Here is a 21,567-nt window from a genome sequence, read left to right on the forward strand (position 1 = left end):
TGTCGGGCGAATTCAGACAAGGCTCAGCGCGACTCGGGTCTTATGGCCTTCATCGCGGCGCACCTTGCGACCGCGGCAAGACAGGAGGCTCGTCATGCGCAAGCTCGCTCTGGGTTTTATTCTCCCGATTCTCGCGGTGCCCGCGATGACCGTCGAGGCGTCGGCGCAGCGGTACAACGACCGCGCGGATCGCTACGCCGAAGATCATAACTACAACGGCTATTACGATCGCTACGATGCCCGGCGGGACCGCCGCGAGGCGCGCCGCGCCGATCGGCGCGACTATCGCCGCTCGGAGCGGCGCCAGGATCGCCGCTACGCCCGCTATTACGACAACCGCGGCTATTATAACGGCCCGGTGTGGCGCGGCGACGGCGGCCGCTACTACTGCCACCGCGAGGACGGAACGACCGGCACGGTGATCGGCGGCGTCGCCGGTGCAGTGATCGGCGCGGGCGTCGCGGGTCGCGGCGACAGCACGGCCGGTGCGATCATCGGGGGCGTCCTCGGCGCGGTGCTGGGCAATTCGATCGATCGCAACGAGGATCGTCGCGACGGCCGCCGCTGCCGCTGAGGCAGCCGGACGTGCCGGACGCGCCGGGCTTTCCGGGGAAGGATCTTCGGGGCCCGGCGCGGGCGGCGACGGCTTCGCTCGCGGCGATCAGCGCCCGAGCACTTCCCCCAGCGTCCACGCCATGTTGCCGGCGGTATAGGGCTTCTGGATCACCGGCGCGTCCTGGTGATCGGCAGGCAGCTTGAGCTGCTCGCCATAGCCGGTCGCGAAGACATAGGGCACGCCGGCGGCGCGCAGCGCATCGGCGATCGGCATGCTGGTCTCGCTGCCGAGATTGAAATCGAGCACGGCGATCTCGAAACTGTCCTGCTCGAGCTCGTCCAGCGCCTGCGCGATGCCCGCGGCCGTCACGACGCGCGTTGCGCCGAGATTCACGAGGATGTCCTCGGCGTCCATCGCGATGATGAGACTGTCCTCGACCAGCAGCGCATTGCCGGAAAGCACCGGGCGCGCCTCGGGTACCGAAGGCGTTTCGAACGCGCGCGCAGTGGGGTCCGAGCCAGCCTTGGGGACCGTTCCATCGACCGTGACCTGCCGCGCGGGAATGCAGAAATCAGCCTCGAGGCCGGTCACGGGATAGCGGACGTCCGCCTTGCCACCCAGATCATAGGGAATCGAGTGCTGGATGATGGTGGTGCCGAAGCCCTGACGGCTGGGCGGCTGGACCGCCGGACCCCCGCGCTCGCGCCACTGGAGGATGCAATCGCCCTCGGCGTCGAGCTGCCAGGTGACGTGGACGGTGCCGCTGTCGGCGAGCGCGCCATATTTCGCCGAATTGGTCATCAGCTCGTGAAATACGAGTGCGAGCGTGGAAAAGGCGGCCGGGCGCAGAAGAATCATCGGCCCGTCGAGTGCGACTCGCTCCGCGCGTCCGCCAAGATAGGCAGCGGCTTCGGTTTCGATCAGCCGCGCGAGCGGGGCAGGACTCCAGTTATCCTGAGTGATCTGATCGTGCGCGCGGGCGAGCGCTTCGATCCGCCCTTCGAGCAATGCCATATAGCTCGCCGCCTCGACCGCGGGATCGCGCGACTGGCGGACGAGGCCGCGGATCAGGCTGAGAATGTTGCGGACGCGGTGGTTGAGCTCGGCGATCAGCAGTTCCTGCCGCTCGGAGGCGCGCCGCCGCTCCTCCTGCGCATCGTCCGACAGCCGCAGCACGACTTCGATCAGCGACGCGCGCAGCATCTCGGCTACACGCAGCTGCGGATCGGTGAAGGGTTCGGACCGGCCGCGCACTTCCTGCCGCCACGCCTCGAAGCTCTTGCGCGGCGTGAGGCGGGCGCCGTTCGGGCCGAGCTGCGCCGGCTTGTGCGGATCGCCGCCCCAGGTGACGTTGCGCACCCGCTCCTGACGGAACAGCAGCACATAGTCGCGCGGGCTGCGCGAGACCGGAATGGCGAGCAGCCCTGCGCCGAGGCCGGCGTACTCGGCGGCCTGCGGCAGGATCTCCGCCACGTGATCGGTCGCGAACACGCGGCCCGCCGCCATGGCGTTCAGGCGCCGGACGAGCGCCGGAATGGCATCGGCGGGCGGCGTCGCGCCGCTCATCGCCACCTTGCCGTCGATCCAGATCGCGATGCCGTCGCACGGCACGACTTCGCGCATGATGCCGCCCAGCCACTCGGGATTGTCGAGCAGCGTGGCGTCGCCCGCGACGGCGGCGAGCAGCCGGTCGCTGGTCCCGCGCGCGGCGGTTTCATAGGCCGACAGCGCCTTGCGCTCGCGGCTCTCGAGCTTGAGCGCGAACATCTGACCGAACAGCTCGGCGATCGAGCGGCGCTCGAAACCAGGGCAGCGCGATCCGCTGTAGTGATGGCACGCGAACAGGCCCCAGAGCTTGCCCTCGACGATGATCGAGATCGACATCGAGGCGCCGACGCCCATGTTCTTCAGATATTCGATATGGATCGGCGAGACCGAGCGAAGCACCGAAAGCGACAGATCGAGCGGCGCGCCGGTCTCGTCGCGCTCGGGGACGATCGGCACCGGCTTTGCCTCGACATCGGCGATGAGGCGGAACGGCGTGCGCAGATAGAGCTTGCGGGCCTGCGCCGGAATGTCGCTCGCCGGATAGCGCAGATCGAGAAAGCTGCCGATGCCCGAGCGCGCGGCCTCGGCCACGACGATGCCCGATCCGTCGCGATCGAACTGATAGACCATCACGCGATCGAAGCCGGTGAGCGCACGCACCTGGCGTGCGCCCTCCCGGAAATAGGCGGGAAGATCGGGCGTATCGTCGAGCCGCGCCATCATGCCGCGGATCGCGCTGGCCGGATCGGTATGCGCGTCGACGTCGCTCGGTTCGCCCTCGATGATGATCGTGTCTTCGACCATGTGCACGGCGAAGTCGAAGCAGCGATCGGGCTGGTCGGCGAACATCGCCAGGCCGAACACACGCTCGACCGCATCGGCGCCGCGCAGCATGGTCAGGCGGTTGCGCAGCGTGTGGACCACCGTGGCCGACATGTGCTCGGTGAGCGGGGTGCCGAGCATCTCCTCGGCGGGGATGCCGAACGTATCCACGACGTTCGCCGAGGCGCGCTTGACGAGCCAGTCGCTCGAAACGGCGATCAGAAACCCGAACGGCTGGATCGCCCCGAGCTCGTGAATCGGCTCGCGATCGCAGTTGGTCAGGTCAACCTGAAACGCTTCTTCTTCCCGGTCCGCCACGCGCTACACTTTCGCCAGCCATTTCCGGCCGGCGGTTTCGAACGCTTCGAACACGTCGAGCGCGGCATCCACGGCGGTACTCAAGGCATGCGGCTCGTACAGGACCGCGTCGAGCTTGGAAAGCAATTTAGGCCAGTTTCCGCGGGCTTGATCCGCATCAAGATAGCGACGGGGAAAGCCGGTGGCGAGTTGGCGCGCGAGGAAGCGGCCGCCCAGGCGCGAGCCTTCGAGCACATAGAGCGCGCCGGCGATCGTCGCCTGATCTGCGCCTGCGCCTGCGCCGGTGTCGAGCGGCGGAGTCCCGCCGGTCCCGATCGGTGCACCGGGGGCGGGCGGAGCGCCGGCAGGTCCACCGGCGAGTTCCGCCAGATCCGCCTGCAACGCCGCGCCGCGCCTGCGCTCCGGCCAGTCGGCCGTCACCGATTCGGCGCCTGCGCGATCGAGCGCCGCTTCGAGCGGAAGCAGGACCTCGGCATGCGCGGCAAGCATCGCCGCATAGTGCGCGCGATCGGACAGGTCATAGCCCGCGAACACCGCATCGACACGCTCGTGCGCGCCGCGGGTGCGCTCGCGCAGCGCCTTATGGGCGGGGTTCATGCGCCGAAGACGCGCTCGAAGATCGTATCCACATGCTTGAAATGATAATCGAGGTCGAAACGTTCCTCGATCTGCGACGGAGTGAGCGCGGCGGTCACTTCGGGATCGGCCTTGAGCAGCTCGAGCAGCGAGAGGCGGCCGTCGCTTTCCCACACCTGCATCGCATTGCGCTGGACGAGCCGATACGCATCCTCGCGACTGACGCCCGCCTGGGTGAGCGCGAGCAGCACGCGCTGCGAATGGACGAGCCCGCCCATGCGATCGAGGTTCTTCCGCATCCGCTCGGGGTAGACGACGAGCTTCTCGACCACGCCGGTGAGCCGAGCGAGCGCGAAATCGAGCGTGATCGTGGCATCGGGGCCGATGAAGCGCTCGACCGACGAATGGCTGATGTCGCGTTCGTGCCAGAGCGCGACATTCTCCATCGCGGGCGTGACCGCGCTGCGTACCAACCGGGCGAGGCCGGTGAGATTTTCGGTGAGCACGGGATTGCGCTTGTGCGGCATCGCCGAGCTGCCCTTCTGGCCGGGCGAGAAATATTCCTCGGCCTCGAGCACCTCGGTGCGCTGCAGGTGGCGCACCTCGGTCGCGAGCCGCTCGATCGAACTGGCGATGACGCCCAGCGTCGCAAAGAACATCGCGTGGCGATCGCGCGGGATCACCTGAGTCGAGACCGGCTCGATCGTCAGGCCGAGCTTGTCGGCGACATGCTGCTCCACGCGCGGATCGATGTTGGCGAAGGTGCCGACCGCGCCCGAGATCGCGCAAGTGGCGACGTCCGCGCGCGCGGCGAGCAGCCGTTCGCGGTTGCGCTGGAACTCGGCATAATAGGTGGCGACCTTGAGCCCGAAGGTGACCGGCTCGGCATGGATGCCGTGGCTGCGCCCGATCGTCGGGGTCAGCTTATGTTCATGTGCTTTCGCCGATAAGGCACTGAGAAGATTGTCGATATCCTCAAGGAGGATGTCGGAGGCACGGGCTAGCTGGACGGCAAGACAGGTGTCGAGAACGTCCGAGGAGGTCATTCCCTGATGCATGAAGCGCGCCTGATCGCCGACGTTTTCGGCAACCCAGGTGAGGAAGGCGATGACGTCATGCTTGGTCACTGCCTCGATCGCATCGATCCGCTCGACATCGATCTTCGGATCGGTGGCCCACCAGTCCCACAGCGCCCTGGCGGCATCGCGCGGCACCACCCCCAGTTCCGCCAGCGCATCGGTGGCATGGGCCTCGATCTCGAACCAGATGCGGTACTTCGCCTCGGGCGCCCAAAGCGCGGTCATGGCCGGGCGGGCATAGCGGGGGACCATCGAAACCTCTTCGGATGTGCGGGCAACTGGTCGCAGCCAGGGAACCGAACTGCGATGAGCCGAGCCCTAGCAGGGACGAATCGCCCCCGCAACGGGTTGAAAATGGAACAAGCTGACGGGACGATATGTTGAAGCGCCGGTTGTCCTAGCGCAGTCTCAAGTAGTTTTCAAGTCGAATGGTTGATTAATAGGAGTATAGATTTACATGCTGAAGCAGTTTCTTTTGGTCGGTTCCATGATGATCGCCGGCCCTGCTCTTGCGCAGGACATGGCTGGTCAGGACTCGACTTCGCAGCAGCAGGCGACGATGGCGGAGACCCCGGCGCAGCAGCAGTCCCCGGCGCAGGATACGCCCGCCACGACGCAGCCTCAGAGCCAGCAGTCCGCCGCCGCGGCGCAGGTCGCGCAGCTCGTCGACAGCGAGTGGGAGCTCTATGACACCAACGCGAACAATGCGCTCGAGCAGAGCGAGTTCGCAGCCTGGATGATCAAGCTGCGCCAGGCGTCGGACCCGAGCTTCACCGGCACCAGCGAAGAAGCGGTGGCGTGGCTGAACGGCGCGTTCGGCTTCGCCGACAAGGATGAGTCGCAGAGCATCAGCAAAGTCGAGATGATCACGCTGCTCACGCCCGCTCCCGCCGAGCAGGCGCCGGCCGAGCAGAGCGCGGATACCACCGACGCGCCCGCTTCCTAAGCAGCGCGAACGGTTACGACAGGCGGCCGCCGGACTTTTGTCCGGCGGCCGTTTTCATGTGCGCCGCCGGTGCGGGCTACAGCACACCCATCGCGCGCAGGCTGGCATGGCCTTGCGTGCCGAGGATGATGTGATCGTGGAGAACGATGCCGAGCCGCTTGCCGGCTTCGGCGACGTTGCGGGTGATTTCGATATCTGCGCGACTGGGCGAGGGATCGCCCGAGGGGTGATTGTGAACGAGGATGATCGCGGCCGAGCCGAGATCGATCGCGCGGCGGATGACTTCGCGGACGTAGAGCGCGGCTTCGTCGACCGAGCCTTCGCTCATCAGCTCGTCCCGGATCAGCATGTTTTTCGAATTGAGATGAAGCACCCGCACGCGCTCGATCGCGTGGTGCGCCATGTCCGCGCGCAGATAATCGAGCAGCGCCTGCCAGTTGGCGAGCACCGGCCGCTCGGCGACCTGCGCGCGCAGCAGCCGGAGCGCGGCGGCGTGCGCGGCCTTCAGCGCGGCGGCCGAAGTGTCGCCCATGCCGGGAACGCGTGCCAGCGCCTCGGCATCGGCGGTGAGCAACCCGGCGATTCCTCCGAATTCGTGCAGCAGCGCCTTGGCCAGCGGCTTGGTGTCCCGTCGCGGGATCGCCAGCGCGAGCAGATATTCGATCAGCTCATGATCGAGCAGCGCATCGGGCCCGCCTTCGAACAGCCGCTGGCGCAGGCGCGCGCGGTGGCCGCTGTTGTCGGGCGGAGGGGCTTGCATCGACGGCGATGCTAAGACGGCGGCTGGCGCTGCGCAATCGGGCTTGCAATAGAGCTCGTTGGGACGGCGCAACGTTCCGGCGTGCGTGGAGTTGTGGCTGAGTGACGGACGAGGGCGCAACGAAGCGGCGGGGGTGGCGCAAGCGGCGGTGGACCGCGAGCGCGCTGCTGGGGCTTCTGCTGTTCGCGCTGCTCGCCATCGGAATCGCCTGGCTCGACCGAGTGCGGATCGCCGACGACTTCATCGCGAAGGAGCTTGCCCGGCGGGGCGTGGCAGCGCGCTACACGGTGGAGGAGATCGGCCTCACCCGGCAGCGGCTTACCGATGTGGTGATCGGCGATCCGGCGCACCCCGATCTGACCGCCGACTGGATCGAAGTCGAGACGGCGGTCGGACTGTTCTCGGGCGCGCGCGTGACCGGCATTCGCGTCGGCACGGCATGGCTGCGCGCGCGGATCGAGGACGGGCAGGTCTCGCTCGGCGAGATCGACCGGCTGATGCCCGAGCCTTCCGGCAAGCCCTTCGCCTTCCCCGAGCTTCATGCGGAGCTTGGCGACGTGCGGGTGCGGCTCGAGACGCCGCAGGGGCTGGTGGGACTCAAGCTGACCGGCAGCGGGCGGCTGGACAACGGCTTTCGCGGGCGGATCGGCGCAGTGGCGCCGAGGCTGGCGCTTGGCGGCTGCACTGTTCGAGACGTGGCGCTCGCCGGAGCGGTGGCGATCCGCGACGGCGCGCCGGCGCTCGACGGGCCGCTGCGGGTCGGCGCTGCCGACTGCGGCGACATGCGCGGTGAGACGCTGCGCGCGGATCTGGAGCTGGCGCTCGATGCCCAGCTTTCGGCGTGGCGCGGCGACGCGCGGCTGACGCTGGCGGCGGCGCAGATGCCGCAGCTCCGGCTCGGCGGGATTTCCGGCACGATCGGCTTCGCAGGCGATGCGGAGCGGACGGCGGGAAGCGTCGATCTGGCGGCGCGCGGGCTGACCAGCGCGGCGGCGCGGGCAGCTTCGGTGCGGCTGCGCGGCCGCTATGCGCTGGGCGACACGATCGGATTCGACGGAGCGGTGGCGGCCGAGGGGATCGCGCTGGCGCCCGACACGCTCGCGGATATCGCGCAGTTGCAAGCCGCCGGAGACGGAACGCCGGTCGCGCCGCTGCTCGACAGGCTGGCGCGGGCGCTGGCCGCCGCCGGACGTGCGGCGCAAGGCCAGGCGCAGATCGTGGTGGCGAGCGGCCCCGAAGGCGGAGCGGTCCGCATCGAATCGCTTTCGATCGACGCGGCGAGCGGCGCCGAGGTGCGGATGACCGGATCGCCTGCGCTGGCCTGGCGCTGGCCCGACGGCGGGCTGCTGATCGACGGCGTGGTGACCACCGCGGGCGGCGGGCTGCCCGAGGCGCGGATCGCGCTCTCCCAAACCGGGCCGGGGGCGCCGGTGACCGGCGTGGCGCGGATCGCGCCCTATGCCGCGGGCGGCGCCCGGCTGGCACTGACGCCGGTGGCGTTTCGCGCCGGACCGGACGGGGCGACGCGGATCGAGACACGCGCGACGCTGACGGGGCCGCTGCCCGACGGGCGGGTCGAGGATCTGACGCTGCCGATCGACGCGCGCTGGAGCGGGGGCCGCGTGGCGGTGAATCCCGGGTGCGTGCCGGCCGGATTCGAGCGGCTGCGGCTTTCGAGCCTCACGCTGGCGCGCACGCGGCTTGCGCTCTGCCCGCTGGAGGGCGCGCTGGTGACGGTCACTGACGGCGCCGTTTCGGGCGGGGCGCGGATCGCACGGCCGCGGCTCTCCGGCGCGATCGGCGGCACGGCACTGACGCTGGCCGCCGAGGAGGCGCGCTATGCGCTCGGCGGATCGCGCTTCGCGCTGAGCGACGTCGCCGCACGGATCGGCGCGGGCGACAGCGTCACGCGGATCGACGCCGAGCGGCTGGACGGGCGCGTCGCCGGCGGTGCGCTGGGCGGCGGCTTTGCAGGAGTGTCGGGGCAGATCGGGCAGGTGCCGCTGCTGCTCGGCGGCGGGGCCGGCGACTGGCGGCTGGAAGGTGGGCGGCTGACGCTCGACGGCGGGATCGCCGTCACCGATGCGGCCGAAGCGCCGCGATTCAATCGCCTCGTCAGCGACGATGTGGTGCTGACGCTCGCCGACAACCGCATCGTCGCGACCGGCACGCTGCACTTGCCCGACGACACCACGCAGGTCGCGGCGCTCGATCTGCGGCACGATCTTTCGAACGGCGCGGGCGAGGCCGTGCTGACCGTCGACGCGCTGCGGTTCGAGGTAGGCGGTCTCCAGCCCGAAGCGCTCACCCGGCTGACCTATGGCGTGGTCGCCGATGTGGAGGGCAGCATATCGGGGCGCGGCATCATCCGCTGGAATGGCGAGGGCGTGACGAGCGAGGGAGGCTTCCGCACCCAGGGCGCCGATCTGGCCGCCGCCTTCGGATCGGTGAGCGGGCTGACGACCGAGATCCGGTTCGGCGATCTGCTCGGCCTGGCCACTCCGGAGGGCGAGACGCAAACCGCGACGGTGGCGCTCATCAATCCGGGTATCCCGGTCGAAGCGGGGACGATCCGCTACCGGCTGCTGGGCGAACAGCGGATCGCGATCGAGGAGGGGCGCTGGCCGTTCGCGGGCGGGACGCTGGTGCTCGAACCGACGGTGCTCGATTTCGGCCAAAGCGTGCCGCGGCGGATGACCTTCCGGCTGATCGGCGCGGACATCGCCCGCTTCCTGAAGGAGATGGAATTCGACAACGTCGCCGCCACCGGCACGTTCGACGGCGTGCTGCCGATGGTGTTCGACGCGCGCGGCGGCCGCATCGTGGACGGCGAGTTGAGCGCGCGCGACGGCGGCAGCATCGCCTATGTCGGCGAGCTGACGCAGGAAGACCTCGGCTTCTGGGGGAATTATGCGTTCCAGGCGCTGCGCTCGCTGCGGTACCGCAGCCTCGAACTCGGGATCGAAGGCCCGCTGACCGGCGAGATGGTCACGCGCATCCGCTTCGCGGGCGTGCAGCAGGGGGAGGGTGCGCAGCGCGACATCATCACGCGGCGGCTGGGCAGCCTGCCGATCGTGTTCAACATCGAGATCCGCGCGCCGTTCCGGCAACTCGCAGGCACGGTGCGCGGCTGGTACGACCCTTCGGTCCTGATCGATCGCAACCTGCCGCGACTGCTGGAAGAGCAGGAGGCGCGGGACGCGAAGGCGCCCGATGATAGCAAACGACCCGTTCAGCCTAAGGAAAGCGAGACCGTGCCATGAGCGTAACGGAGAAGAATATGGGTGGAAGAGGGTCGGTGATCCGGATGCTGCTGGTTGCGCCCGCGCTGTTGATCGGCGGCGGCTGCGTCACCATCAATGCTCCAGACAAGCCGATCGTCATCAACCTCAACATCGCGATCACGCAGGAAGTCGTGTATCGTCTCGACAGCAAGGCCCGATCGGTGATCGAGGACAACCCGGGGATTTTCTGATGCAATTCGCAGCATCCATCGCACTGGCTCTCGCGCTCGCCGCCGCGCCGGCAGGCGCCATGGCGTTTCAGGATCGCGATCCGGCCTATGCCGCGGCGCGCGCTGCCGGGCAGGTGGGCGAGCAGCCCGACGGCTATCTCGGCGTCGTCGGCAGCGGCACGCCCGCGCTGCGCTCGATGGTCAGCGACATCAACATCCGGCGCAAGGCGGCGTACACGCGCGGCGCGCAGGAGAATGGCTCGACCGTCGAGCAGTTCGCGTTCGTATCGGGCTGCCGGCTGATCCTGCGCACCGAAGCGGGCGAGAAATATCAGGCGCCCGACGGCACGTGGATGACTCGCGGCAGCAGCCCGCCGGTACGTGATCCGCGCTGCATCTGAGGCGTCTGGCCCGCGCGCCGGCGGGCAGCGCCTGTGCGCTTCGGACCCGCACGCGCCGCACGAGTGTTGACTCGCCCGCGCCCCCTTTCTAAACGGCCCCTGCCTTGGCGGGATCGCTCGCCGTTCTGCGCTTCTTCCCCCAGGATCGATACCAGGAGAAGCCGCGCATGGCGGAGAACGAAACCGGGCAAGACGATCCCTATGGCGCCGAAGATGCTCGCCTGACGTCGCTTGAAGAGCGGCTGAAACATGCGCAGCACGCGGAGGCGGTCCGGACGGGACGCGCGACGAAAACGTCTGACGGGGGCTATTCCCAGGGCAACCGCGTCCTCGCCGCTTTGATTGGGTCGCTTGCCGGCAGCGCGCTGGTGGGGTGGGTTCTCGACCGCCTCCTCGGCACGACGCCCTGGCTCCTGCTCGTGGCGCTGTTCCTCGGAATTGCGGTCGCGTTCAGGAACATCATCAGGATGGCAAGCGAACGCCCGGAGTGACCGGGCGTTTGGCATATCAGGGGTTTGAAGCGCGTGGCTGAATCGGGTTCCAAAATCGATCCGATGCATCAGTTCCTGATCGAACCGGTGTTCGGCGAACACTGGATCGTTGGCGGATATGATCTTTCCTTCACCAACAGCTCGCTGTGGATGGTGATCACGCTGGTCGTGCTGTGGGGCTTCATGTTCCTCGGCATGAAGGGCGATCTCGTCCCCGGCCGCTGGCAGGCGGCGGTGGAGAGCTTCACCGGCTTCGTGAAGAACATGCTGCTTTCGAACATCGGGTCCGAGGGCACGAAGTTCCTCCCCTATGTCTTTTCGCTGTTCATGTTCATCCTGGTGGCGAACATCCTCGGCCTCGCGCCGATCGGGCTGGTTCCCGGGTGGCATCCGTTCACCATCACCAGCCATCTGACCGTCACCGGCGTGCTGGCGATCATCAGCTTCGCGCTGGTGCTGATCGTCGGCTTCGGCCGCCACGGCTTTCATTTCTTCAGCCTGTTCGTGCCGCACGGCACGCCGGTGGTGATGATCCCGCTGATCTTCGTCGTCGAGCTGATGAGTTTTCTGGTGCGCCCCTTCTCGCTGGGCCTGCGACTGTTCGTCGCGATGACCGCGGGGCACATCCTGCTGAAGGTGCTGGCGAGCTTCGTCATCACCGGGGTCAATTCGGGCGCGGGCTATGCCGCGATCGTCAGCCTGCCGAGCTTCGCACTGATGATCGGCATCACGCTGCTCGAGCTGCTGGTCGCCGCGATCCAGGCCTATGTGTTCGCGCTGCTGACGTCGGTGTATCTGAACGACGCCGTGAACCTGCACTAAGTGTTTCCAACAAGAACGTTTCTGCCAAAGGAGTTTGAATAATGGACGCTGAAGCCGCAAAGCTGCTGGGTGCGGGTCTCGCCGCGATCGGCATGGGCCTCGCCTCGCTGGGCGTGGGCAACGTGTTCGCCAGCTATCTCGAAGGCGCGCTGCGCAATCCGTCGGCCGCCGACAGCCAGCAGGGCCGCCTGTTCATCGGCTTCGCGGGCGCCGAGCTGCTCGGCCTGCTCGCCTTCGTGACGATGATCATCCTGGTGTTCGTCGCCTAACCAGCGACCTTTGCGGCGGCGCGCGGGGCACGGAGCCCGGCCGCCGCCGTGACGACAAAGCTACGGGACGCCGATGCCTCAGATAGAACAGCTCGCTTCGACCTATGCGTCGCAAATCTTCTGGCTGCTGATCATTTTCGGCCTGACCTATTTCGTGGTCGGGCGGGGAATGGTGCCGAAGATCGAATCGACGGTGCAGAAGCGGGATACGCAGATCGCCGAAGACCTGGCCGCCGCCGAGCGTGCGCGCGAGGAAGCCGATGCGGTCGAGGATCGCTGGCGTGCCAAGATGGCCGAAGCGCGCACTGCCGCGCAGGCCGAGACGAACAAGGCCAAGGAGGCTTCCGCCGCGGATGCGACGGCGCGGGTGCGCGCCGCCGATGCCGAACTGGACGCGAAGCTCGAGGCGGCCGAGGCGGAGATCGCCAGGGCGAAAGCCGAAGCGCTCACCAGCCTGGAAACCGTGGCCGCCGAAGCCGCGCGCGACATCGTCGCCAAGCTGTCCGGCGTCGAGGTGAGCGAGGCGGTCGCCGAGCAGAAGGTGCGGGAGGCACTGGCACATGGCTAATCCGAACCTGTCCCCCGCCGATGCCGCGGTGCAGGAGCATCTCGACGACGCGGCATCGACCATGCCGCTCGCGCCCGAGAGCGAAGTCTATGGCGAAGCGCATTCGCCGGCCGGCGAGACGCACGCTGCCGAACCGACGATCGGCGGGTTCGCCGATGCGACCGTTATCGTTGCGGTCGCCGCGCTGGTGACGATCCTGGGCATGCTCTGGAAGAAGGTGCCTGCCGCGATCGCCGGCGCGCTCGACAAGCGGATCGCCGAGATCCGCGCGCAGCTCGACGAAGCGAAGAAGCTGCGTTCCGAGGCCGAGGCGCTCAAGACCGAATATGCCGCCAAGGCCGCCGCCGCCGAATCCGACGCCGCCGCGATGCGCGAGAATGCGCATGCCGAAGCGGCCGCGATCGTCGCCAAGGCGAAGGAAGACGCCGATGCGCTGATGGCGCGTCGCGCGCGGATGGCCGAAGACAAGATCGCCGCCGCCGAACGCGCGGCGATCGCCGAGGTGCGCGCCAAGGCCGCCGATGCCGCCGCAGGCGCCGCTGCCGCGATCATCGCCGAGAAGCACGGCGCCGACGCCGATCGCGCGCTGATCGACCGCACCATCGCAGGGCTCGGCCGGCTCAACTGAGCTTCCGCAGCACGATGAACCGACGCCCGCCACGAGCACCGTGGCGGGCGTTTTCGTGTGCAACGCGCGTGCGGCCCCGGGCGACCGCCCGCTCGTGTCAGGGCTGCCGCGCGGCAACCAGTGCGGCGGGCAGCGCCGCTTCGAGCAGGCGTGTGCGCAGTGCGTTGCTGTCGCTGGCGCGCCAGCCGATCAGCACGTCGGGAATGATGCCGGCCACTTCGTTCGATCCGTCGCGGCGGAAGCGTGCGCAGTCGGGCAGTTCGAGCACCGCGCCGCTGTTGGGCAGGGTGGTGGGCGTGCCCCCCCAGGTGTGGCCGCAGCCTGCGCCGCCGGTACGGCTGCCGAGGACGATCGCCGCATCATTGTCGCGCAGCAGGGCCGTGAATTCCTCGGCTGCCGAGAAGGTCTTGTCGTCGACCAGCACGATCAGCGGCGCGCGCCAGACGCCCTCGCGCCACGGATGCGCTTCCTGCGCGATGCTGAACACATGGACGCCCCAGTCCTTGCCCGCGAACTCCTGCGGCGGGGCGGCCGCGATCAGACCGGTGGCATAGCCCGCGCTGCCGAGCCAGGCGCAGCCGGTCGCGGGGTCGCAGGGCGTTTCGGCTTCGAGGCGCGCGGCGTCGGCGCGTGCGATCCAGTCGGCGAGGCGAGCACGGTCCTCGGGCGCTGCGGTTTCGGTGGCTTCGCGCAGCGCCGCGGCGGTGTTCGCCCATTGCCGCGCCCAATGCTCGCCGCGCACGAACCCGACGCGCGCCGATTCGAGCCGCCGCGGCGTGAGCATCCGCGCGGCGGCCTCGGCCCATTCGCTGCCGCCGCCGTTGCCGGTGAGATCGACCAGCAGTGCCTGCGCATCCGCCTCGCGCAATTGCTCAAGCCGGGCGATCAGCGCGAAGTTGAGCCGGCGATAGGCTTCCGTGATCAGCGCCCCCTGACAATTCTCGTCGCAGGGCTGGTCGACCGGCAGGCCGAGCGCCGCGACCGATTCGGTGCACAGCACGGGAAAGGCCGCGGGATCGAATACGGGAATGCGCAGCACGCCCAGCATGGTGCCGTTCACGTCGAGCAGGCCGGTCGGCAACAGGCGTTCGTCGGCAACCGGGCGATAGGCGGGCAGCGCCGCCGCGATGCCCGTACGACCCCGGTTCGCGTCATAGCCCTGCGCGCGGCAGAAGGCGGCGGCGTCGGCCGGCGGAGCCGCCTCTCCCGGCGCGGAAGCGGGCGCGATGGGCGAGGCGGGGCGCGGCCAGCGCAGCGCGACATGACCGTCGTTTAGGCCGGCGAGAAGCCGGTCGAGCGTCGCGCGTGCCTCGGCATCGCTGCCCGCTGCGCGGACCTGCGCCTCGATCGCGTCGAACGCCCGGTCGAGAGGAATTCCGCGCTCGCGCTCGATCCACTCGCGATTGGCATATTTGGTGAGGAAGGCGGTGCGCATCGCCGCCACATCCTCGAGCCATGGCTCCGGATCCCACGCCGGCTGGGCGAGCGCGGGGAGCGGCGTCAGAGCGGCGAGCGCCGCTGCGATTCGGAGAGCGATCATGCAAGGCGTATTGCTATAGTAACACGCCTTGTGCAAGCGGCTCAGGCGATCGGGAGATAGATGTCGGCGCGCTGATCGGCCTCGGCAACTTCGTCCGGATCGTCGAGATAGTGGAGCATCAGCGGCGCGTCGGCGGGCTCGACTCCGGCGGCGAGTGCGATCAGCGTGAGCCGATCGATCTCGGGCTCCAGCGTGCCATAGCCGCCGACATGGTGGAGCCGCAGCCAGCGGCGCGGCTCGGCGCGGGTCGCGCGGATCGGCGACACCAGATCGGCGGGAGGCGCGAGCACCGCAAGCGCGGCATCATAGACCTGGTCCTCGGCGGGCACGTGATCGACGTCGTCATGTTGAAAGCCGAGCAGCGCCGAGACGTTCTCGGGACCGCCCGCATGCTCGAACAGGAAACCGTAAACGCCATGGAGCTGCACCGGATCGCCGATGTGGCGCATCACCAGCACGTCGAAGCCGGGCGTGTGCGCGACTTCGAGCGTCAGTGCTCCCGGCGCGGCGGGCGCGGCAAGGATGGTGAAGGCGGCGTCGAGCCGCTCCGGCTCGGAACGCAGATCGCTGGGCGAGGCGTCGAGCGCCTGGCGCATCGCCTTTGCCAGCGCCTGGCTGCTGGCGAATCCGGCCTCGTGCGCGACCTGAGTGATCCGGGCCAGCGGATCGCGCAGCCCGGCAACCGCATGGGCGAGCCTCAGCCGCCGTACTGCCTCGCCGGGCGCTTCGCCGGTCAGCAGGCGGAACACGCGATGGAAATGGAATTTCGAAAGCGCTGCGGCGTCGGCGAGTTCGTCGAGCCGCACCGGCTCGCCCGCGTCGATCCGCGCCGCCATCAGCTCGGCCGCGCGCGTGACGCGCGCCAGAAGTGCCTCGGTGTGCGGATCATGCATGCGGTTCCTCCCTTGTTGTGCCGCAGCCATAGCGCGCCGCAGTCGCCGGTGCGTGTCCGCGATTGCGGACGTTGCGGGATGCGGGTTGCAGCCCCTACATCGGGACTTCCATGTCCGATCCCAATTCGCCCAACCGCTTCAACGAGGAAGCGGCGACCTATACCGTCCGCGGCAGCGACAAGCCCGATCTGGAGACGGGCGTCGCGGCGATCCGCAACGTGCTGAAGACGCTGCCCGCGCGCCCCGGCGTCTATCGCATGCAGGATGCGCGCGGCGACGTGCTGTACGTCGGCAAGGCGCGCGCGCTGAAGAACCGCGTGGCGAATTACGTGCAGGTCGCGCGGCTGTCGAAGCGATTGCAGCGTATGATCGCGCAGACGCGCAGCATGACGATCGTCACGACGAACAACGAGGCCGAGGCGCTGCTGCTCGAGGCGCAGCTGATCAAACGCTATCGCCCGCCGTACAATGTGCTGCTGCGCGACGACAAAAGCTTCCCCTTCATCCTGTTGCGCGGCGATCACGACTATCCGCGCGTGCAGCTGCATCGCGGCGCGCGGCGCGTGAAGGGCAATTACTACGGCCCGTTCGCGGGCGCGGGGCAGGTGCGCAAGACGCTGAACGCATTGCAGAAACTGTTCCTGCTGCGCAGCTGCACCGACGGATTCTTCAACACGCGCGACCGGCCGTGCCTGCTCTACCAGATCCGCCGCTGCTCGGCGCCGTGCGTCGGGCGGATCGACGAGGCGGGTTATGCCGAGCTGGTCGCCGACGCGAAGGACTTTCTCGCGGGCAAATCGACGAAGGTGCAGGAGAAGCTGGGCGCGCAGATGACCGAGGCCGCCGAGCGGATGGATTTCGAACTGGCCGCGGTCTATCGCGACCGGCTGAAGGCGCTCACCTTCATCCAGGGCAGCCAGGCGATCAACGCCGAAGGGGTTGGCGACGCAGACGTATTTGCGCTTGCGTGCAGGGAGGGGCTGGTCGGCATCCAGGCCTTCTTCATCCGCGGCGGGCAGAACTGGGGGCATCGCAGCTTCTTTCCCGCGCACACCGCCGAGGTGCCCGACGAGGAAGTGCTGATGCAGTTCCTGATGCAATTCTACGAGGAAGTGCCGCCGCCGAAGACGGTGTTCGTCGATCGCGACCTGCCCGAGGCGGCGCTGCTGGCGCAGGCGCTCGCCGAGCGCGCGGGGCACAAGGTGGCGCTGGGCGTGCCGCAGCGCGGCCCGCGCCGGCGGCTGCTCGACCAGGCGAAGCGCAACGCCGACGAGGCGGTGCAGCGGCGGCTCGCCGAGAGCACGACGCAGGCGAAGCTGCTGCGCGAAGTGGCCGACCTGTTCGAACTGCCCGAGCCGCCCGACCGGATCGAGGTTTATGACAACAGCCATATCCAGGGGACGAACGCGCTGGGCGCGATGATCGTCGCGGGGCCGGAGGGGTTTCGCAAGGGCCAGTATCGCAAGTTCAACATCAAGCGCGCCGAGACGAAGCCGGGCGACGATTTCGCGATGATGCGCGAGGTGCTCGAACGCCGCTTCGCGCGCGCGCAGGCGGAGGACCCCGATCGGGAGAAGGGCGACTGGCCCGATCTGGTGCTGATCGACGGCGGGCGCGGGCAGCTGAATGCGGCGATGGGCGTGCTCGAGGATCTCGGGATCGAGGACGTGACGATGGTGGGGATTGCCAAGGGGCCGCACCACGGCCGTGAGGGACGCGAGGTGTTCCACCTGATGGACGGACGCGAGCGGATGCTGCCCGCCAACTCCCCCGTGCTGTTCTACCTCCAGCGGCTGCGCGACGAAGTGCATCGCTTCGCGATCGGCGCGCACCGCGCCAAGCGCGCCAAGGCGATCGGCGCGAGTCCGCTGGACGAAGTGCCGGGCATCGGCCCCGCGCGCAAGAAGGCGCTGCTGATGCACTTCGGCACCGCGAAGGCAGTGCGCGGCGCGAGCCTGGAGGATCTGCAGAAGGCGCCCGGCGTGAGCGCGGGTGTCGCGCAGCAGGTGTACGACTTCTACCACGCGCGGTGAGGCGCGGGCGGCGTTCTCAGTCTTCCGGGGGAAGAAGCGAGTCGACGTTCCGCACCGCCAGCGTCCAGCGATACAGCGCCTCGGCGGAATTCGCGCGGAATTGGCTGGTATCGATCGTGACCGTTTCAGCGCGCCCGCGGCACGGCTGCGATCGCGCGATCATCAGCGATGCCAGCCGGTTTTCGGCTGCCGATCCCGGCTCGGTGCGTGTCAGGAGGATCGCCGCGCCCGGCTGTAGCTGCACCACGCAGGCGGCGAAGAGATAAAGCCTGCGCTGCTGCTGTCGGCGCAACGTCCCGTTTTCGCGCTCGTTCGCGGTGAACCGGGCCAGCGCCTCGGGAACGAGCGTGTCGGCGCGGCTGAGCGACAGATCGGGCGCATAGGTGTGCAGAACATACTCGAATATCGCGCCACGATCATGGACCGCGCGGCAGATCTGGTTTTCGATGCTGGCGTTGAAGATCCGGTTACTGCTCCCGCCGTCGGGGGAGGCGCAGCGATGCTGCCGGTCAGATCGGCGATCGGATTGCACCGGCCGTAAAAAGGCACCGGGTGCGGCAGCGTCGTCGAGCTGGTGTGATAGCAGGGACGATTGCGGCGGATATGGCTGTCAAGCGCGAGGATGGTGGCGCTCGAGGCGGGCTGAGCGTCCACGATCCCGCGCAGGTGGCGGAGCGCGGGGGCGCCCGCGCAATCGATGAATTCGCGCGCCTGCAGCGAAACGCGGCGGTTCAGTTGGACAACCGCGCCTACGGGTGGCCGATTGACCACGTTGAGCTCCTCGGCGGTCACGACGATGTCCTCGACCTGCTCTTCGGCTGCTCGAAAGTCCTGCGCGGCGGCGGGAAGGGCGCTCAGCGATGCGAGGAGAGCAATTCCGAGGCATCCCTTGGGAACACGATGCATGTGCGGCACCTCCGATCGTTCCGTGGGGAGAACGACTACGTTCAATGAACCCGGTATCAATATTCCGGCCGCAACTTGCCCAATGGATTGAATTGACTAGCTTTCCCGCATCTTGAGTGGGGGCGGGGTATGATTCGGCTTGTTGTGGCTGCTGTCGCGGCGCTTTTCTGCATGGGTGCCGCAATGGCGCAGGAGGCGCCCGCATATGGGCCCGTACCCAACTGGGTAACCGTCGCGACGCTCGATCCCGAGGCAGCGCATGCCGGCGAGGGGCCGTTCCTGCTGTACGACCAGCAGCGCCTGATCGAAGGCGACACCGTTCACCACTATGCCGACACCGCGTTCCATATCGCGAACCAGCAGATGCTGGCGGCGTTCGGGACGATCAGCCTGCCCTGGCAGCCCGAGCAGGGCGCGATGACGATCCACCGGGTCGAGATCATCCGCGACGGAGAAACGATCGATCTGCTGGCGAGTGGCGCGCGCTTTTCCGTCCTGCAGCGCGAGCAGCAGCTGGAGCAGGCCCAACTGACGGGCACGCTGACCGCGACGATGCCGGCCGAGGGGCTGCGCCTGAACGACGTGCTTCGCGTCAGCGTGTCGGTCGATCAGCGCGACTCTGCGCTGGGAGGCAATGCCCAGGTTGCGGTTCCGGTCCCTGTTGAGCCGGTGAAGCTGGCGTTCGGGCGTGTGCGGCTGCTTTGGCCGAGCGATCGTGCGCTCCGCTGGAAGCTGCCCGATTATGCGACGGCTCCGCAGGAGGCCGAGGCCGGGGGGCGCCGCGAGTTGATCGTATCGCTGCCGCTCGCCAAGCCGCCCGAGCTGCCCGACGATCTTCCGGCGCGGTTCGCGCAGCTGCCGATTCTCGAGGCGACGAGCTTCTCCGACTGGGCCGATGTGGCGACGACGATGGCGCCGCTGTACCGCGCCGAGGGGCTGATCGCGCCCGAAGGCGAGCTGGCGCGCGAAGTGGCGGCGATCGCCGCCGCCTCGACCGATCCGCTCGCGCGTGCGACCGCCGCGCTGCAACTGGTGCAGGGGCGTGTCCGCTATCTCTACAAGGGGATGGACGGCGGGAATTACCGGCCGCAGCAGCCCGAGGAGACCTGGGCGCTGCGCTATGGCGACTGCAAGGCCAAGACGCTGCTGCTGCTGGCCGTGCTGCACGAGCTGGGGATCGAAGGCGAAGCCGCGCTCGTCCATTCGACGCTGGGAGCGCTCGTGCCGCAGCGCGTGCCTTCGCCCGCCGCGTTCGACCATGTCATCGTGCGCGCGCGCATCGCGGGCCGCGACTTCTGGCTCGACGGAACCGATCTGGGCGCGACCGCGGCCACGATGGCGGACATTCCGCCCTTCCATAACGCACTGCCGCTTACCGCTGCCGGTGCACTGGTGCCGTTGCCGCTCACGCCGCCTGCCGAACCGGACCTCGCTTTCGACTACACGATCGACATGCGCGCCGGCATGCACCTTCCGGTCCTGTTCGAATTCAGCGGTACGATGACCGGCGAAATCGCCGAGATGCTGCGGATGGTGAAGCTGCAGGGCGACGCTGCGCAGATCGCGACGATGGCGGAGAACCTCGCCAAGCTGACCTTGCGGAATGCGGTGGTCACGGAAGCGGCGGTCGAGGCGCCCGACGATGGCAGCGGCGTCACGGTCACTGCATCGGGGATCTTCTATCCCAAGTGGGAGGAGGAGAATCGCGAATTGCACTATTGGCTCGATTCCAGCGTCGAGGGCATCGCCTTCGCGCCCAATCGTGCGCGGTCCGCCTGGCGCGACCTGCCGGCGATCGCAACCGAGCTGGAATCCTCCCGGATGCGGCTGCGCATCCGCTTGCCCGGGGGCGGGGAAGGATATCGGCTCGCCGGTGACGAAACGCTTCCGCGCGAACTCGCCGGACGCCTGCTGGCGCGCGAAGTGCAGCAGGACGGCGCGTGGGTGACCGTAACCGACCGAGTCGATTCCGGCTTCATCGAAGTGCAGCCGGAGGAAATCGGAGCGGAACGCCGCAAGCTGGCGCAGGCCAAGTCGCGCAGATTGAAGCTGATCGCGTCGGAGGACGCCGGGTTTTTCCCGGATCAGCTGGAGCGCGCACGCGCGGACGGCATGATCGACTTGCTCGAGGCGCGCTATGGCGCGTGGATCGCTGCCGACCCCGAGGAGGCGTTCCGCTACGAATCCCGCGGCTGGTTCCGCGAGCAGATCGACGCCGAGGAAACCGCGCTGGAGGATTATGATCGGGCGATCGAACTCGACCCCAGCGCCCAGCGGTATCGCGGGCGCGCAGCGATCCATGCCGAGCTTAAGAACTGGGATGCCGCGCTGGCCGATGCCCGTGCCGCCTATGAGCTCGACCCTGCGAGCGACGGGGGAATCGGGCTGGTCGCGCATTATCAGGCGGAGGGCGGCGACGTCGACGGCGCGGTGGCGACGCTGACCGAGCAGATCGATCTGGGCGGCGATACGTCGGGCAATCTCGCATCGTCGCTGGCATCCATCCTGGCGGACGCGGGCCGCACCGACGAGGCGCTGGCGACGCTGGACGAGGCGATCCTGCTGCGGCCGGACGACAGCATGCTGCTCAACAGCCGCTGCTGGACCAAGGGAACGCGCAATCGCGATCTGGAGGGCGGATTGCGCGACTGCACCCGGGCGATCGAGCTGGCGGAATCGCCCGCCGCGATCCTCGACAGCCGCGCGATGATCTATTTCCGGATGAACCGCCTGGATTCTGCCTTGGCCGATCTGGATGCGGCGCTGGCGCTTGCGCCGGAGATGGCGGCGGGCCGTTTCCTGCGCGGCGTGGTCCGCACACGCATGGGCGACGCCGAGGGCGCGCGCAGCGATCTGGATTTGGCCGCACGCCTCGTTCCCGACATTGCGGAGACCTATGCCGAATACGGGGTCGCGCCGTGATCGAGGGCGGCTGACCTGCACGGCGATTTGGAGTT

20 protein-coding genes are annotated in these 21,567 nt (G+C 68.4%); 13 read left to right on the forward strand and 7 right to left on the reverse strand.

The features are described from left to right. Positions 1 to 94 precede the first annotated feature (94 nt). Positions 95 to 574: a glycine zipper 2TM domain-containing protein gene (locus ACQ450_RS14035; protein WP_262503892.1), complete on the forward strand. Its 480-nt coding sequence runs from the start codon at positions 95 to 97 to the stop codon at positions 572 to 574. 87 nt (positions 575 to 661) lie between these two features. Here ACQ450_RS14035 and ACQ450_RS14040 read toward each other — a convergent pair whose 3' ends face one another. Genes ACQ450_RS14040 through purB form a run of 3 tightly spaced genes read right to left on the reverse strand, consistent with a single transcriptional unit; the run spans position 662 to position 5,151 of the window. After that, entirely contained in the window at positions 662 to 3,244 is a 2,583-nt protein-coding gene (locus ACQ450_RS14040) for an HWE histidine kinase domain-containing protein (RefSeq protein WP_431469734.1), read from the reverse strand. Positions 3,245 to 3,247: 3 nt separating this feature from the next. Then, on the reverse strand, positions 3,248 to 3,841 hold the full coding sequence (locus ACQ450_RS14045; RefSeq protein ID WP_431469735.1) for a biliverdin-producing heme oxygenase: 594 nt from the start codon (positions 3,839 to 3,841) through the stop codon (positions 3,248 to 3,250). After that, complete coding sequence (gene purB / locus ACQ450_RS14050) at positions 3,838 to 5,151, reverse strand: adenylosuccinate lyase (protein ID WP_431469736.1); 1,314 nt, start codon at positions 5,149 to 5,151, stop codon at positions 3,838 to 3,840. The genes ACQ450_RS14045 and purB overlap by 4 nt, the downstream gene beginning before the upstream one ends. 205 nt (positions 5,152 to 5,356) lie before the next feature. Here purB and ACQ450_RS14055 point away from each other — a divergent pair, with 205 nt between their 5' ends. Next, positions 5,357 to 5,845 carry an EF-hand domain-containing protein gene (locus tag ACQ450_RS14055; protein WP_431469737.1) on the forward strand — a complete coding sequence of 163 codons (489 nt, stop codon included), beginning with the start codon at positions 5,357 to 5,359 and terminating at the stop codon, positions 5,843 to 5,845. Between the two features lie 76 nt (positions 5,846 to 5,921). Here ACQ450_RS14055 and radC read toward each other — a convergent pair whose 3' ends face one another. Beyond that, positions 5,922 to 6,605 carry a RadC family protein gene (radC, locus tag ACQ450_RS14060; RefSeq protein ID WP_188054329.1) on the reverse strand — a complete coding sequence of 228 codons (684 nt, stop codon included), beginning with the start codon at positions 6,603 to 6,605 and terminating at the stop codon, positions 5,922 to 5,924. A 101-nt stretch (positions 6,606 to 6,706) separates the two neighbouring features. Between radC and ACQ450_RS14065 the strand changes: the two genes are divergently transcribed. From ACQ450_RS14065 to ACQ450_RS14100, 8 genes are all read left to right on the forward strand, one after another. Then, positions 6,707 to 9,868, forward strand: coding sequence for an intermembrane phospholipid transport protein YdbH family protein (locus ACQ450_RS14065; RefSeq protein ID WP_431469738.1), 3,162 nt, complete (start codon positions 6,707 to 6,709; stop codon positions 9,866 to 9,868). 44 nt (positions 9,869 to 9,912) lie between these two features. Continuing rightward, positions 9,913 to 10,080, forward strand: a complete 168-nt coding sequence (locus tag ACQ450_RS14070; RefSeq protein ID WP_262504110.1) for a YnbE family lipoprotein — start codon at positions 9,913 to 9,915, stop codon at positions 10,078 to 10,080. Next, a complete protein-coding gene (locus ACQ450_RS14075; RefSeq protein WP_431469739.1) occupies positions 10,080 to 10,460 on the forward strand; it encodes a YdbL family protein in 381 nt (126 codons plus the stop codon). The genes ACQ450_RS14070 and ACQ450_RS14075 overlap by 1 nt, the downstream gene beginning before the upstream one ends. Before the next feature lie 167 nt (positions 10,461 to 10,627). Continuing rightward, positions 10,628 to 10,951, forward strand: coding sequence for an AtpZ/AtpI family protein (locus ACQ450_RS14080; protein ID WP_188056573.1), 324 nt, complete (start codon positions 10,628 to 10,630; stop codon positions 10,949 to 10,951). Between the two features lie 63 nt (positions 10,952 to 11,014). Beyond that, entirely contained in the window at positions 11,015 to 11,773 is a 759-nt protein-coding gene (locus ACQ450_RS14085) for a F0F1 ATP synthase subunit A (protein ID WP_188054332.1), read from the forward strand. Between the two features lie 41 nt (positions 11,774 to 11,814). Next, positions 11,815 to 12,042 carry a F0F1 ATP synthase subunit C gene (locus tag ACQ450_RS14090; protein ID WP_188054333.1) on the forward strand — a complete coding sequence of 76 codons (228 nt, stop codon included), beginning with the start codon at positions 11,815 to 11,817 and terminating at the stop codon, positions 12,040 to 12,042. A 73-nt stretch (positions 12,043 to 12,115) separates the two neighbouring features. Continuing rightward, the gene (locus ACQ450_RS14095) at positions 12,116 to 12,610 is read left to right on the forward strand and encodes a F0F1 ATP synthase subunit B family protein (protein ID WP_188054334.1); all 495 of its coding nucleotides are present in this window, start codon (positions 12,116 to 12,118) and stop codon (positions 12,608 to 12,610) included. Next, positions 12,603 to 13,238: a F0F1 ATP synthase subunit B family protein gene (locus ACQ450_RS14100; protein WP_188054335.1), complete on the forward strand. Its 636-nt coding sequence runs from the start codon at positions 12,603 to 12,605 to the stop codon at positions 13,236 to 13,238. Before ACQ450_RS14095 ends, ACQ450_RS14100 begins: the two co-directional genes overlap by 8 nt. A 97-nt stretch (positions 13,239 to 13,335) precedes the next feature. On the opposite strand, the gene ACQ450_RS14105 is transcribed toward ACQ450_RS14100, so the two are convergent. Both ACQ450_RS14105 and ACQ450_RS14110 read right to left on the reverse strand, forming a co-directional pair. Beyond that, positions 13,336 to 14,778: a S41 family peptidase gene (locus ACQ450_RS14105; RefSeq protein WP_431469740.1), complete on the reverse strand. Its 1,443-nt coding sequence runs from the start codon at positions 14,776 to 14,778 to the stop codon at positions 13,336 to 13,338. 41 nt (positions 14,779 to 14,819) lie between these two features. After that, entirely contained in the window at positions 14,820 to 15,671 is an 852-nt protein-coding gene (locus ACQ450_RS14110; RefSeq protein WP_431469741.1) for an AraC family transcriptional regulator, read from the reverse strand. A 110-nt stretch (positions 15,672 to 15,781) separates the two neighbouring features. Between ACQ450_RS14110 and uvrC the strand changes: the two genes are divergently transcribed. Next, positions 15,782 to 17,704 carry an excinuclease ABC subunit UvrC gene (uvrC, locus tag ACQ450_RS14115; protein WP_431469742.1) on the forward strand — a complete coding sequence of 641 codons (1,923 nt, stop codon included), beginning with the start codon at positions 15,782 to 15,784 and terminating at the stop codon, positions 17,702 to 17,704. Positions 17,705 to 17,720: 16 nt separating this feature from the next. Here uvrC and ACQ450_RS14120 read toward each other — a convergent pair whose 3' ends face one another. After that, positions 17,721 to 18,236, reverse strand: coding sequence for a hypothetical protein (locus ACQ450_RS14120; protein WP_431469743.1), 516 nt, complete (start codon positions 18,234 to 18,236; stop codon positions 17,721 to 17,723). Between the two features lie 71 nt (positions 18,237 to 18,307). On the opposite strand from ACQ450_RS14120, the gene ACQ450_RS14125 reads away from it, so the two are divergent. Continuing rightward, positions 18,308 to 18,658 (forward strand): hypothetical protein, encoded by a 351-nt coding sequence (locus ACQ450_RS14125; protein WP_431469744.1) that lies wholly within the window; start codon positions 18,308 to 18,310, stop codon positions 18,656 to 18,658. Between the two features lie 81 nt (positions 18,659 to 18,739). Further along, positions 18,740 to 21,532, forward strand: coding sequence for a DUF3857 domain-containing protein (locus ACQ450_RS14130; protein ID WP_431469745.1), 2,793 nt, complete (start codon positions 18,740 to 18,742; stop codon positions 21,530 to 21,532). Positions 21,533 to 21,567: the final 35 nt, after the last annotated feature.

This window comes from Sphingosinithalassobacter sp. LHW66-3, from assembly GCF_050703275.1.
GTDB lineage: Bacteria > Pseudomonadota > Alphaproteobacteria > Sphingomonadales > Sphingomonadaceae > Sphingomonas.

Bases quoted from the DNA above. Each gene is read 5' to 3' on its own strand.
- ACQ450_RS14100 (WP_188054335.1), top strand. From the start codon at position 12,603: ATGGCTAATCCGAACCTGTCCCCCGCCGATGCCGCGGTGCAGGAGCAT.
- ACQ450_RS14085 (WP_188054332.1), top strand. From the start codon at position 11,015: ATGCATCAGTTCCTGATCGAACCGGTGTTCGGCGAACACTGGATCGTT.
- ACQ450_RS14090 (WP_188054333.1), top strand. From the start codon at position 11,815: ATGGACGCTGAAGCCGCAAAGCTGCTGGGTGCGGGTCTCGCCGCGATC.
- radC (WP_188054329.1), bottom strand. From the start codon at position 6,605: ATGCAAGCCCCTCCGCCCGACAACAGCGGCCACCGCGCGCGCCTGCGC.
- ACQ450_RS14080 (WP_188056573.1), top strand. From the start codon at position 10,628: ATGGCGGAGAACGAAACCGGGCAAGACGATCCCTATGGCGCCGAAGAT.
- ACQ450_RS14035 (WP_262503892.1), top strand. From the start codon at position 95: ATGCGCAAGCTCGCTCTGGGTTTTATTCTCCCGATTCTCGCGGTGCCC.
- ACQ450_RS14055 (WP_431469737.1), top strand. From the start codon at position 5,357: ATGCTGAAGCAGTTTCTTTTGGTCGGTTCCATGATGATCGCCGGCCCT.
- ACQ450_RS14075 (WP_431469739.1), top strand. From the start codon at position 10,080: ATGCAATTCGCAGCATCCATCGCACTGGCTCTCGCGCTCGCCGCCGCG.
- ACQ450_RS14070 (WP_262504110.1), top strand. From the start codon at position 9,913: ATGCTGCTGGTTGCGCCCGCGCTGTTGATCGGCGGCGGCTGCGTCACC.
- ACQ450_RS14095 (WP_188054334.1), top strand. From the start codon at position 12,116: ATGCCTCAGATAGAACAGCTCGCTTCGACCTATGCGTCGCAAATCTTC.
- ACQ450_RS14130 (WP_431469745.1), top strand. From the start codon at position 18,740: ATGATTCGGCTTGTTGTGGCTGCTGTCGCGGCGCTTTTCTGCATGGGT.
- uvrC (WP_431469742.1), top strand. From the start codon at position 15,782: ATGTCCGATCCCAATTCGCCCAACCGCTTCAACGAGGAAGCGGCGACC.
- ACQ450_RS14045 (WP_431469735.1), bottom strand. From the start codon at position 3,841: ATGAACCCCGCCCATAAGGCGCTGCGCGAGCGCACCCGCGGCGCGCAC.
- purB (WP_431469736.1), bottom strand. From the start codon at position 5,151: ATGGTCCCCCGCTATGCCCGCCCGGCCATGACCGCGCTTTGGGCGCCC.
- ACQ450_RS14125 (WP_431469744.1), top strand. From the start codon at position 18,308: ATGGCTGTCAAGCGCGAGGATGGTGGCGCTCGAGGCGGGCTGAGCGTC.
- ACQ450_RS14110 (WP_431469741.1), bottom strand. From the start codon at position 15,671: ATGCATGATCCGCACACCGAGGCACTTCTGGCGCGCGTCACGCGCGCG.
- ACQ450_RS14105 (WP_431469740.1), bottom strand. From the start codon at position 14,778: ATGATCGCTCTCCGAATCGCAGCGGCGCTCGCCGCTCTGACGCCGCTC.